Raw genomic sequence first — 12,376 nt, 5'->3', positions numbered from 1 at the left:
GCCTTGCGGCGTTTGCTTCGAATCGTTTTGTTCGTAAGCAGCAGAGAAACGAGATTATGAAGCTTCGACCGGATTGTGTCAACACCTTGATCAGAATCTTCTGTTTATTCTCTTCAAACCGTTGTCTTAACTATTATTCGGCGCAACAAAAACTGGTTTGCACTTAGCATCACGAGATGAACTACGATTTATTTGATGCGCTCGCTTATACATCCGCCCAGCCAGAAGAGATAGAACCGGGTGTGGTTCTGCTGCGCGGTGCAGCCAGCCATCTGGTATCTGACATCCATCAACAACTAGGCGCTATTTTAAATATCTCGCCATTCAGACATATGTTCACGCCTGGTGGACGACGCATGGCAGTTGCAACCAGCAGTTGTGGCCCGTATGGCTGGATTTCAGATCAGTATGGATATCGCTATCATTCTGCTGATCCCCTCACGGAGCAGCCATGGCCAGCGATGCCAGTCAGTTGGGAGCAGTTTGCACGCGAATCTGCCTTGTATGCGGGCTTTCCAGATTTTCTGCCCGACAGCTGTCTGATCAATCGCTACCAGGCTGAGACTCAGTTAAGTTTGCACCAGGACAAAGACGAAAAAGATTTCAAGCATCCTATCGTTTCTGTGTCTTTAGGTTTAAGCGCACAATTTCTATTGGGCGGAATGCGGCGCGAAGATGCAAGCCGCAAAATTCCCCTGATGCATGGTGATGTTTTAGTCTGGGGCAATCAAAGCCGCTTGCGCTTTCATGGTATATCGCGCATACAGGCCGGATATCACCCTGTATTTGGAGATTGCCGGATAAATCTGACATTCAGGCGGGCGGGCTAAGCGGGGCTTCATCGGACCTGAACGAAAATAAAAGACTTTACCCCGCTCACCGCAAGTCTACAGACAGTGATATCTTCTTACTAATGCAGCAAATAGTCTGCCGCGCTTCAGGCACAGCTTAATCACCTGTCACTCACCATCACCTGGAACACTGTACACATCTATGGCTTATTCCTTAGACCACTTACTGGTAATCGGCATTTCCTCACGTGCTTTATTTGATCTGGAAGCGGAAGATGAGATTTTCCGTGAACAGGGGCTGGATGCTTTTCGCTCCCACCAACTACGACATGAAAACAAGGTCTTAAATCCGGGAGCCGGATTTGCACTGGTCAAAGCTTTACTGAAGCTAAATGCACTGGCGCCTGAGCAGCGCATGGTAGAGGTCGTTGTGATGTCACGTAACTCATCCGAAACCTCGCTCAGGATCTTTAATTCGATAGAACACTATGGACTGGACATCAGCCGTGCTGCCTTAACTGGCGGCGCACCGCTCTCTCCCTATCTCAAGGCATTTAATGTCAGCCTGTTTTTGTCTTTACATGAGGATGATGTGCAGGCTGCGATCAATTCTGGCGTCGCGTCCGCGATGCTGTATCCCATGCCGCCCAATGCGGCCGACATGGAACAAATACGCATCGCCTTTGATGGAGATGCCGTGATTTTTTCGGACGAGTCCGAAAGAATTTATCAGCAGCACGGGGTTGAGGCGTTTGAGCAGCATGAGCGAGAGAATGCCAAAAAGCCTTTGCCCGAGGGACCGTTTGCACGCTTGCTGGTTGCACTCTCGTATCTACAAAATCAGTTCAGAACGCCGGATGGCCGCGCTTTTCCTATACGCACAGCTCTGGTCACAGCACGTTCCTCACCGGCGCATGAACGTGTGATTCGTACTCTGCGCGCCTGGAACATCGCCATTGACGAAACCTTTTTCATGGGTGGCGTAAATAAATCAGAAGTGCTGGCCGCTTTTAAACCGCATATGTTTTTTGATGATCAGCATGGTCACTGTATCAAGGCATCTGATTTTGTACCTACCGGCCGCGTACCTATCCGCCAGAATCAACAGGAACAGCAGGAACAACAATAAAAAACGGAGGCATCAGCCTCCGTTTTTTAATACAGACTCAGCAAACTATCAGCGCTGAGCAACTGCATCCACTACGCACAATGCCGTCATATTCACGATACGACGTACTGTTGCCGATGGTGTCAGGACGTGCACAGGTTTTGCGCAACCCAACAGGATAGGACCAATCGCCACATTGTTGCCGGCCGTTGTTTTCAACAAATTGTAGGCAATATTAGCGGCATCGATATTTGGCATGACCAGCAGATTGGCATCGCCATTCAAAGTCGTATCCGGCATCATTTTTTTCCGGAAGGCAGAGTCGAGCGCGGTATCGCCATGCATTTCGCCATCAATTTCCAGATCTGGCGCATCGCGACGGATGATCTCCAGCGCGGCACGCATTTTCTGCGCAGATTCACTATTACTCGAACCGAAATTCGAATGCGACAGTAAAGCCGCCTTAGGCATCAGACCGAAGCGACGCATTTCTTCAGCCGCCATAATCGTGATTTCCGCCAGTTGTTCTGCAGTCGGATTTTCATTCACATGGGTATCCACCAGCACCAGCTGACGGTCTGGCAGTACCAGCGCATTCATCGCTGCATAGACATTGACGCCTTCGCGCTTACCCAACACCTGATGAATGTAGTTCAAGTGTAGCGTGGAATTGCCAAAAGTACCGCAGATCATGCCATCTGCATCGCCCTTATGGACCATCATGGAACCAATCAGGGAGTGACGGCGGCGCATTTCCAGTTTGGCGTATTGCTCAGTGACGCCTTTGCGAGAAGTCATCTGGTGGTAAGTCTGCCAGTAATCACGGTAGCGCGGATCGAATTCCGGATTGATGACTTCAAAATCAATACCAGGACGAATGCGTAAACCGAATTTTTCTACGCGTTGCGCCAGAATTTGCGGACGGCCAACCAAAATCGGCGTCGCCAGCTTTTCGTCTACCACCACCTGTACTGCGCGCAGTACACGCTCGTCTTCACCTTCGGCATACACAATGCGCTTACGTTCAGCCGGTGCTTTCTTCGCGATCTGGAACAGCGGCTTCATAAAGGTGCCGCTGTGGTAGACAAATTGCTGCAACTTATCTGCGTAAGCCTGCATATCCTGAATCGGACGCGCAGCCACACCACATTCTTCTGCCGCTTTAGCTACCGCTGGCGCAATCTTAATCATCAGGCGCGGATCAAATGGTTTAGGAATCAGATATTCCGGACCAAACGACAGGTTACTAATGCCATAAGCGGAAGCCACGACGTCAGATTGTTCCGCCTGAGCCAGCTCAGCAATGGCGTGGACAACAGCGATTTCCATTTCACGGGTGATGGTGGTTGCACCACAATCCAGCGCGCCACGGAAGATATACGGGAAGCACAATACGTTATTAACCTGATTCGGGAAATCCGAACGGCCAGTCGCCATGACCGCATCGTCGCGCACCGCCTTGACTTCTTCCGGCAGAATTTCCGGTGTCGGGTTGGCCAGTGCCAGAATCAGAGGATTCGCGGCCATCATTTTGACCATGTCCTGCTTCAGTACACCTGCCGCAGACAAACCAAGGAAGATATCGGCATCAGGAATGACATCGCGCAAAGTGCGCGCACTGGTGTCCTGCGCAAAGCGTGCCTTGTCCGGATCCATCAGTTCTGTACGCCCCTGATACACCACACCTGCTAAATCTGTGACGAAAATATTTTCGATCGGGAAGCCCAGATCGACGATCAGATCCAGACATGCGAGCGCTGCTGCGCCTGCACCTGACACCACCATCTTGGTTTTTTTGATGTCTTTACCGACGACTTTCAGACCGTTCATGATCGCCGCGCCGACGATAATCGCAGTGCCGTGCTGATCATCATGGAAGACCGGTATCTTCATGCGCTCACGCAGCTTGCGCTCGATATAGAAGCACTCAGGGGCTTTAATATCTTCCAGATTAATACCGCCAAAGGTAGGCTCCAGCGAAGCGATGATATCAACCAGCTTGTCCGGATCTGGTTCATTAATCTCAATATCGAACACATCGATACCGGCAAATTTTTTGAACAGGACGCCCTTACCTTCCATCACGGGCTTCGATGCCAGTGGGCCGATATTGCCCAGACCCAGCACCGCAGTTCCATTGGTGATGACACCAACCAGGTTGCCACGCGCCGTATATTTAAATGCAGCAGTCGGATCAGCAACGATTTCTTCACAAGGAGCGGCAACGCCAGGAGAGTAAGCCAGCGCCAGATCACGTTGGTTGGTCAGTTGCTTGGTTGGCGTCACGCTGATTTTGCCCGGTGTCGGGCATTCATGATATTCCAGCGCTGCCTGACGCAACTGCTGACGAATTTGCTCTTTCTGATCTGCTGAATCCATACGGCCTTCTTTCTTTTTTACTTACTCAAAACTTACTGTTGGAGGATAGGCTCTAGATTCTAGCAGAGCAGGCTTTCATTCTTCATACGTATTTGTACGGTTTCTATGCTTTTAGCGCATAGGTCCATGCCTAATTCGAATGAATAAACCCTAATCGCATAGCAAGCCACTATCCAACCAATAAAAACAATTAATTTCACAAATAAATTACATATAACTATCATCAATACTACTTTGATAGCTAAGTACCTGGCGCAGCATAACATGAAGCTCGTCATCCCATGCAATCCTGCAACAGAACACCCAATCCAGTATGAAAGGATACAAAGAATGCAAACCGCGCTCCAGCTCCGCCAAGCAGTACAAACATTATGGCAACGTGTCAATAATTGGCAGACTTTCCATACCTACAGTCTGTCCCCGGATGTGCAAAATATGCTACTGACCGCCAGCCGGGTCTGAGTCAAAACCAGAAGCGCATACCCTGTGTTTCCGCTGACAAACTCAGCCGCACAGACTCTGGTATTCGGTACAATGCGCGCATGCTCTCCGAATTTGATTTAATCCAACATTATTTCGCCCATCACTCCCCGGCCGACTCGCATCTGGTACTGGGTGTGGGTGACGACTGTGCGTTGATACAGCCAACGGCTGGCATGCAAACCGCAGTTTCTACCGACATGCTGGTCTCGGGCCGACACTTTTTCCCTGACGCCGACCCGCGTATGCTGGGACATAAATGCCTGGCGGTGAATTTGTCGGATCTGGCTGCGATGGGCGCGCGTCCTATGGGCTTTAGCCTGGCGCTGGCCTTACCAGAAGCGAATGCTGACTGGCTGCATCCTTTTTCGCAGGGCTTGCTGGCACTCGCCGATCAACATCAGTGCCGTCTGATCGGCGGCGACACCACCAAAGGGCCGCTGAATATCTGCATTACGGTATTTGGTGAAATCCCACCGGGGCAGGCATTACGTCGTGATGCCGCTCAAGTCGGCGATGATATTTGGGTCTCTGGCACCTTAGGTGACGCGCGGCTGGCATTGGCCGGATACTGGCAAGAGCTGGAATTAACTTCGGATGTCCATCAACAGGCAGCGCTGCGTATGCATATGCCTACGCCCAGAGTTGAGCTGGGACTGTCGCTGCGAGGTATCGCCCATGCGGCACTGGATATCTCAGATGGCCTGACTGGTGATCTCGGGCATATCCTGAAGCGCTCAGGTGTTGGTGCGAGTTTGTGGGTGGATGCCTTGCCAGCCGGCCCTATGCTGCAACAGCAAGAGCTTGCACTGCGCCGGCGCTTTTGTCTGACTGGCGGCGACGACTATGAATTGTGCTTCACCGCACCTTCGGACCAACGTGCGCAGGTACTGGCGGCAGCGGCAGCCAGCCAAACCCGGGTAAGCCGCGTCGGCCAGATTGAAGCACAACCCGGCTTACGCTTATTCGATGCGCAGCAGCAGCCGCTGCAATTACATTTACAGTCTTTCGATCACTTCTCTACCCCATGACCACTCTGGATAACGGGCAAACGGCCCAAATACTACGCCCCGGTGCACGCTTCATGTTCAGTCATCCTGCGCATATCCTGGCGCAAGGCTTTGGCAGTGGCTTATCGCCCAGTGTTCCGGGTACCATGGGCACCCTGTTTGCCTGGCTGAGCTTTAATATCTTCAGCGACCGCTGGCCTGCGTTTTTCACTCCCTGGAACTGGTTGCTCATCATCGTGATTGGCTTCGTAGCCGGCATCTGGGCTTGCCATATCACAGGCAAAAATCTGGGTGTCGCCGACCATGGCAGTATGGTGTGGGATGAGATTATTGCGTTCTGGCTGGTTTTAGTTTTGGTCACCCCTGCGGGTGCACAGGCGCAGACTGCTGCGTTTCTGATTTTCCGCTTCTTTGACATGGTAAAACCACCGCCGATACGCTATTTTGACCAGCGCTTCAAAGGTGGCTTTGGTGTGATGTTCGATGACATTGTGGCGGCCTTTTTCTGCCTGCTGTGCATCGCACTGTGGCGCAGCTTATAGCAGATTGCCACGTTTCATCTCGAATAAGCAGATGGCAAACTTCAGGCATGTATTGCCTTAATTACACTCTATCCGCATAATATTGCGCTCAACGCAATACATAGGATACGACATGCAAGTTGCCCGCTGCGCCTTAAGCCTGATTATCATCGCCCAGTTTTTCTGTGCGCCACTTGTCGTCGCCAGTGATGAGGCTGGGGAGTCCGTTCCCGCTGTAAAGTTCGACTTCTCCATGGATATGGAAGCCATCTGCAAACTGCCTGAGTATCCGGCCGCTGCGGTGCGGCGTGGCATAGAAGGTGACACCAAGTTAAAGCTGCATATCGATGAGCACGGCAAAATTGCAGCCTTTGACCTGCTGCGCAGTGCAGGCTGGAAGATACTCGATATGAGTATTATGAATCATCTGTCTGGTTGCCAACTTCTGCCACCTGGTGACTATGCACCACAATCAAAAATCTTCGTCTTGCGCTGGTTATATGAACAAGGTTACTCAAGTCGTGCTGAGCTGGACCTGGCCAGTTGCAAAAAATCAGCGACTCTGCGTATCGCCGAAAACAAAGACATCGCCAATGATATCGTGGTCGGCGTCATGGTTTCATCCAGTGGTAAGGTGGTCGATGCAATCATTCAATGGGGAAGCGGCGATGAAGCCCTGGATAAGGAAAGTCTGCGCATTGCGCGCTCCTGCGAATTTACTCCCGCCGAGTTCAGAGGCAAACGGGTAGCGAAGGCTGAATCCTTGCGACTAATCGGTCTGACTGATTAAGTCGAGTCAACAGGTATCAAGCGATCTATGCACTTCTTTGCTCCACGCTCAGGGAGTCCCAAGCCTAAGCCATCGCTGCAGCAGCGCAAATCTGCTGCCCAGTAACAGTTGGCAGACAGTTCGTATATTTTCTTTTGCAAACAGGCTTCACCTCAATACAGACTAAGTGGTAAAGTAGTTTCCACAGCTCATGATCGGGCACGGAATCAGACGTGATCCGGAGCATTCAATAACCAGACGGGAGACGCATCATGCAGAATGCTATCGAACTCGCAGCAAAAGTTGGTGAAGAACTCAAATCCAGACGTCTGTTACTGGCGGTCGCTGAATCCTGCACCGGCGGTGGCGTCTGTCAGGCATTAACAGAAATTGCAGGCTCCTCGGAATGGTTTGACTGCGGCTTTGTCAGTTATTCCAACTCCTCAAAGTCTGAACTCCTGAGTATTCCGGCCGCACTGATTGCGCAACATGGCGCGGTGAGTGAAGAAATCGCTGCCGCCATGTCCGAGGGCGCAATCGCTAATTCTGAAGCCCATGTCGCCCTGTCCACCACGGGCATCGCCGGGCCTGGCGGTGCGGTACCTGGTAAGCCAGTAGGGACGATCTGCTTTGGCTGGACTGTCGGTGGGACAACGCATACCGAACGTAAAATTTTCAGCGGCGACCGCCACAGCGTGCGTGAACAGACTGTGGCCTACGCATTAGAAAAATTATTACGCTACCTCGAGGAAATTTGAGCCACGCGGGCAGCGCTACCTAAGTGAGCGAGTGCCTGCGCTTAACGGTTCTGTGTCAGTAACTCGTTCAATAATACCGACTGTACTTTGTCGGTTGCCAGTCGCTGGTTTAAATCAACGCGCATCTGTTCACGGATGCGCTCCATTCCCTCTTCGGTTTTCAGGTCGTCCGGCTCTATCGTAGTCATCGTGATCGGAAACATCTCGGTCAGCGCCTGTTTGTTCTTTGCCAGCCAGTCACGGTCCGCATTCTTGACCTGAATATTCACCTGCATTCGTATTACCTGCCCATCCAGATTCACCACGGTCTGGGGTAGCGCCAGATAACTGGGCTTATTTTCATTATTGGAAAATTTGGTAAAAAACACCGCACCAAAGATCACCAGAAAACTCAGCAGCGCAACGATGGCGGCATAAAAGGCAAAATTATCTCCCTTGCCATTCGCCTTCTGGCGCTCACGGTCCAGCCGCTCCTGGCGCTGTTTCTCTCTGGCGATATCCTCTGCCGAACGCAGTATGCGTGGCGTTCTTTCCACTTTCACAGCAGCGGGCTTGCTATCGTTATCGACATCAAATTGCAAATGCGACAAGTCATCCCCAAGCGGCGGCGCGGGATCTCCGGGATTTCTGATATCCTCGAAATCAAGTTGTGCACTGAGCAAACTGGCCCGTGATTTATCTCTCGCCATGCCACGCCATCCAAGAATTTTGACTGCTATCTATGTGCAAAAAAGGAGCACATAATATTTCATTAGGTAAACATATTTTACCCGACTCTCCTGACAGCTCCATCACTGAAATCGCCCGAAACTTAGAATAATTAAGCATGCAGACTGACGCCGATCAGCATAAGCAAGCCCCAATGCATGATACGATAAAAAATTACCTATATAGAAATACGTTACAAAGCGGAACTACTTAATTGCGGGAAAATATCCTAAATTCGATTATCATCACGGCTCTTTGCGGTATTTGATTGAATTGACGAGTATGCACACCTCCCGCCCCGCCCTTCCCCTGAACAGAAATACTAGCCTCGATAACATTAAAGGCTTACTGATTTTTCTGGTGGTATTCGGCCATTTGGTGGAATTGCACATCGCCAGTGATGCCTTCCTGCGTCCAATCTGGATTCTGATCTATACCTTCCATATGCCTATGTTTGCCATGGTGTCGGGCATGCTCTCAAAACCCGATCTGAACCAGCACCAATCCGGCCAGCTGATACGGAATATCCTGGCGCCCTTACTTGCTTTTGAATTGTTGTATGAATTGACGGAGTATGCGCTGACAGGCAGTTTCAGCGTCTACGCCAAACTGATCGCGCCTTACTGGATGCTGTGGTATTTGCTGAGTCTGTTAAGCTGGCGGCTGTTGCTGCCACTGTTTGCGCGCTTACAATTTCCCGTGCTGATTGCGGTCTTACTGGGTATGGCAGCCAGCTATTCCGAGCACAGCGGTTATTTTCTGAGTGCTGCACGGACGCTGACTTTCTTCCCGTTTTTCGTACTGGGCTGGACGCTGGGGCCAGATTTCTTCCAGCGCTGGAAGAGCAAACCACAATGGCTCTTGCTCAGTTTGCTGATCTGCGCCAGCGCGATCGTTGCTGCCATGTTGTTGCCTAAGCATTTTGACTATCGCTGGCTGTACGGCAGTTTCTCATTGCACAGGCTGGGTTTGGCAAATCTGACGGGCAGTATGTATCAACTGATCCAATACGTAAGTTGTACTGTGATCGGCCTGGCTGTTTGTTATCTGATGAGTCGCCGCAACTGGGGACTGGCAAGAATAGGACAGCAATCCATGTATGTCTTTTTATGGCATGGAATGGCACTGATTATTCTGCACAATACGGGCTTATTAAACCGCATCTTGCATCTGGAAGACACGGCACGCTTATTGGTATCACTGGGAGCGAGTGCCCTCATCGTCTGGATGGCTGCCCACCCGTATTGCGAATTACTGACTAAAAAACTCATATTGCAACCTGCGCAATGGTTATTGCTACAGCAGGATAGCAAAACAGAGCAAGTCACTTCCTCTGCCAAAGGCGAATCCAGACATACCGGCTGAAATATGGATATGGGAATACAGGCACGACCAGTCCAATTCTAAAATCCTGGTCTGAGTAAACATGCGGCTCGCAGCCGCATTTCAGGCTGAAAGCCGCATCTGATCAGGGTCTTGCCTTGAGCAGCCCTGCCAAATGGGCGATAGGCAGGCTATTCGGGCGCAAATAGCAGGGAAGTTGCGGGCTACAAGCTGAAGCCAGCTTAACGGATCTGAATATTGTCTTCAAATTGCTGCGGGTGCTTGCCTTGTATGCCAGCATAGAATTGGCGAATTTCCAGCATGTCGGCAGCGATATCGCCAGTCGGCATAAACATCTTCCCTATGCCACCTACCTTGCGACCGAAATCCAGGTAACCCAGGGCAATTGGTACACCAGCGCCAAGCGCGATATAGTAAAACCCGGTTTTCCAATGAGTGACTTTGCCACGTGTACCTTCCGGCGGCACGATCACGGTCAGTCTGTCACTGGTGTGAAACGCATCCACCGTGCTCTGTACCAGATTACCGGAACGGCTGCGATCCACCGCAATCCCGCCCAGCCAGCGCATCACGCCACCCAGCACAGGTGGAAACAGGCTGGCTTTCCCCATCCAATAGACCCGCAGACGCAGCACAAAGCACACCATCAGAGTCACTGGAAAATCCCAGTTACTGGTATGCGGCGCTGCAATCAGCACATATTTTTTTTCGGCCGGCTGTATGCCCTCAACGCGCCAACCGGTCAGCCGTGCGGCCAGGACGGCGATCCAGCGCATCAATGTGTTTATGATAGGAGTTTCGAAGATAGTCAGGTGCATGCCGTAAGTATTTGATATAAAAAGGGAAACTTCCCTGTACTCAGGGAGACGGCATTATAGGTAAGTATTGCTGGAGAGGGTAATTTTCCAAGAGAAATATTGCGTTTTTCGACCTAACACTCCAAAAACCTGACAAACGGAAGATTTTCAGTGAGATGCCGTCGATCCGGACACCCGGGCGGGTGCACCGGAATCCGCAGAATAAAAACTAATGCTCTATCCAGCGCAATACCTCTTCCCATTGCTCCAGATCTTTATCCACGCGGGATGGCGCGACATCCCAGATGGTCGCGCCATGGGCCGCCAGCTGTATATAGTTCTGGGTGTCACGTAAATAACCGATCACCGGTAAGCCCAGTTGATTCACATAATTCGCCAACTGATCGGCAGAACGGCTGCGTGCATGGACGCGCATACCTAATACGCCGACTTCGCAACGGTGTTTTTGTTGAGCGAGCAGATTCAGAAAATCCTGCGTCGCAAGAATATCGAAAATCGATGGCTGCAAAGGAATGACGATTTTGCTCGCCAGCGCCAGCACCTGCTCCAGTGAGTCACCGGCCAGACCAGCGGGCGTATCCAGCACCAGATGCGCTTTGCCTGTTTTGGATGGTAAGGGATCAGCAGGCTGCCAGGGGGTGATGCGCGCCAGATTATCGGGGCGGATTTTCAGCCAGCTGAGAGAGGATTGCTGAACATCCATGTCCCCCAGCATGACAGTCTGACCCTGAGCCGCAAAATATCCGGCCAGATTAGTGGAAAAAGTGGTTTTTCCTACGCCCCCTTTGGGGTTGGTCACAGCAATCACACGCATAGTCAGTTTCCTCATTCATGATCAGCAAAACGAAAGACCTGAAATCCATGAAACTCAGGCCAGTGAATTCATGTTGAAACCTTAAACAACGCGCCAGCGCCCCCGCTTACGCGTTGAAATCGACAGGAACCAGTAAGTCCAGCTGCTCTTGCGTCAGGTAACACCACTCGCCCTCTTCCAACTCCAGCGATGCGAGTGTTAACTTACCTATCGCGGTGCGTTGCAAGGCGGCACAATGATTACCTGCTGCCGCTAACATGCGCTTGACCTGATGATACTTGCCTTGCTCCAGAATAATCTCGATCTGAAACTCTGCGACCTGCCGGCACATCTGGGCGGCGAGTGGTGCAGGCTCATCATGTAATTGCACGCCACTGAGTAAAGTACTGACCAGTGCCTCAGTCACCGGTTCAGCTGTCGTCGCCAGATAGACCTTGGGCACATGGCGCTTAGGCGATGACTGCGCGTGGATGAAAGGACCATCATCAGACATCAGCAACATGCCAGTGGTATCGTGATCCAGTCGGCCAACCGGCTGCACATCGCGCCAGCTGAACTGCTCTGGCAATAAGGTCAGGACACCGGGATGGTGGCTGGGCTTACGCGAACATTCAAAATTGGATGGTTTATTCAAAGCAATGTAGACATGCTCGCGATAAGTCCATTCTTCCTCGAAAATTGTGAACCGTAAGCCATCGGTTTCCAACGTCAGCTTATAGTTATCGACAACTTCATCCTGGATGCTGACCTCGCCATCCTCTATCAGCTCGCGGCAATACTTGCGCGATCCAAATCCCTGCGACTGCAGAATACGGTCTAAAGATAATTTACTCATTACAAGACTGTAGCAGAACTATGGCATGCAGGCAAAGCAAC

Annotated in this window: 12 protein-coding genes; 7 read left to right on the top strand and 5 right to left on the bottom strand. The window is 51.2% G+C overall.

Translation table 11 applies throughout. From position 1 onward, the window contains the following. Positions 1-176: 176 nt before the first annotated feature. Both alkB and EYB48_RS17100 read left to right on the top strand, forming a co-directional pair. Positions 177-830 (top strand): DNA oxidative demethylase AlkB, encoded by a 654-nt coding sequence (gene alkB / locus EYB48_RS17105; RefSeq protein WP_162021592.1) that lies wholly within the window; start codon positions 177-179, stop codon positions 828-830. A gap of 163 nt (positions 831-993) precedes the next feature. After that, positions 994-1,920 (top strand): 5'-nucleotidase, encoded by a 927-nt coding sequence (locus EYB48_RS17100; protein WP_162021591.1) that lies wholly within the window; start codon positions 994-996, stop codon positions 1,918-1,920. A 48-nt stretch (positions 1,921-1,968) separates the two neighbouring features. On the opposite strand, the gene EYB48_RS17095 is transcribed toward EYB48_RS17100, so the two are convergent. After that, positions 1,969-4,278: an NADP-dependent malic enzyme gene (locus tag EYB48_RS17095; protein ID WP_162021590.1), complete on the bottom strand. Its 2,310-nt coding sequence runs from the start codon at positions 4,276-4,278 to the stop codon at positions 1,969-1,971. A 542-nt stretch (positions 4,279-4,820) separates the two neighbouring features. On the opposite strand from EYB48_RS17095, the gene thiL reads away from it, so the two are divergent. The 4 genes from thiL to EYB48_RS17075 all read left to right on the top strand — a co-directional run bounded on the left by thiL (position 4,821) and on the right by EYB48_RS17075 (position 7,816). Beyond that, positions 4,821-5,789: a thiamine-phosphate kinase gene (gene thiL / locus EYB48_RS17090; protein ID WP_162021589.1), complete on the top strand. Its 969-nt coding sequence runs from the start codon at positions 4,821-4,823 to the stop codon at positions 5,787-5,789. Beyond that, positions 5,786-6,310 (top strand): phosphatidylglycerophosphatase A family protein, encoded by a 525-nt coding sequence (locus EYB48_RS17085; protein WP_235935233.1) that lies wholly within the window; start codon positions 5,786-5,788, stop codon positions 6,308-6,310. The genes thiL and EYB48_RS17085 overlap by 4 nt, the downstream gene beginning before the upstream one ends. Before the next feature lie 112 nt (positions 6,311-6,422). After that, on the top strand, positions 6,423-7,079 hold the full coding sequence (locus EYB48_RS17080; RefSeq protein ID WP_162021588.1) for an energy transducer TonB: 657 nt from the start codon (positions 6,423-6,425) through the stop codon (positions 7,077-7,079). 251 nt (positions 7,080-7,330) lie between these two features. Further along, positions 7,331-7,816, top strand: a complete 486-nt coding sequence (locus EYB48_RS17075; protein ID WP_162021587.1) for a CinA family protein — start codon at positions 7,331-7,333, stop codon at positions 7,814-7,816. A gap of 41 nt (positions 7,817-7,857) precedes the next feature. On the opposite strand, the gene EYB48_RS17070 is transcribed toward EYB48_RS17075, so the two are convergent. Further along, the gene (locus EYB48_RS17070) at positions 7,858-8,505 is read right to left on the bottom strand and encodes a flagellar basal body-associated FliL family protein (protein ID WP_162021586.1); all 648 of its coding nucleotides are present in this window, start codon (positions 8,503-8,505) and stop codon (positions 7,858-7,860) included. A 301-nt stretch (positions 8,506-8,806) separates the two neighbouring features. Here EYB48_RS17070 and EYB48_RS17065 point away from each other — a divergent pair, with 301 nt between their 5' ends. Next, positions 8,807-9,889 carry an acyltransferase family protein gene (locus EYB48_RS17065; protein ID WP_162021585.1) on the top strand — a complete coding sequence of 361 codons (1,083 nt, stop codon included), beginning with the start codon at positions 8,807-8,809 and terminating at the stop codon, positions 9,887-9,889. Positions 9,890-10,089: 200 nt separating this feature from the next. On the opposite strand, the gene EYB48_RS17060 is transcribed toward EYB48_RS17065, so the two are convergent. From EYB48_RS17060 to EYB48_RS17050, 3 genes are all read right to left on the bottom strand, one after another. Next, complete coding sequence (locus EYB48_RS17060) at positions 10,090-10,686, bottom strand: lysophospholipid acyltransferase family protein (protein WP_162021584.1); 597 nt, start codon at positions 10,684-10,686, stop codon at positions 10,090-10,092. Between the two features lie 208 nt (positions 10,687-10,894). Beyond that, positions 10,895-11,500, bottom strand: a complete 606-nt coding sequence (locus EYB48_RS17055; protein WP_162021583.1) for a ParA family protein — start codon at positions 11,498-11,500, stop codon at positions 10,895-10,897. 106 nt (positions 11,501-11,606) lie between these two features. Then, entirely contained in the window at positions 11,607-12,335 is a 729-nt protein-coding gene (locus tag EYB48_RS17050; RefSeq protein ID WP_162021582.1) for a pseudouridine synthase, read from the bottom strand. Positions 12,336-12,376 lie beyond the last annotated feature (41 nt).

Origin of the sequence: Cognatundibacterium crateris, assembly GCF_010078235.1 — a bacterium.
Taxonomy (GTDB): domain Bacteria; phylum Pseudomonadota; class Gammaproteobacteria; order Burkholderiales; family Burkholderiaceae_D; genus Undibacterium; species Undibacterium crateris.
This window is presented reverse-complemented; position numbering and strand designations above follow the sequence as displayed.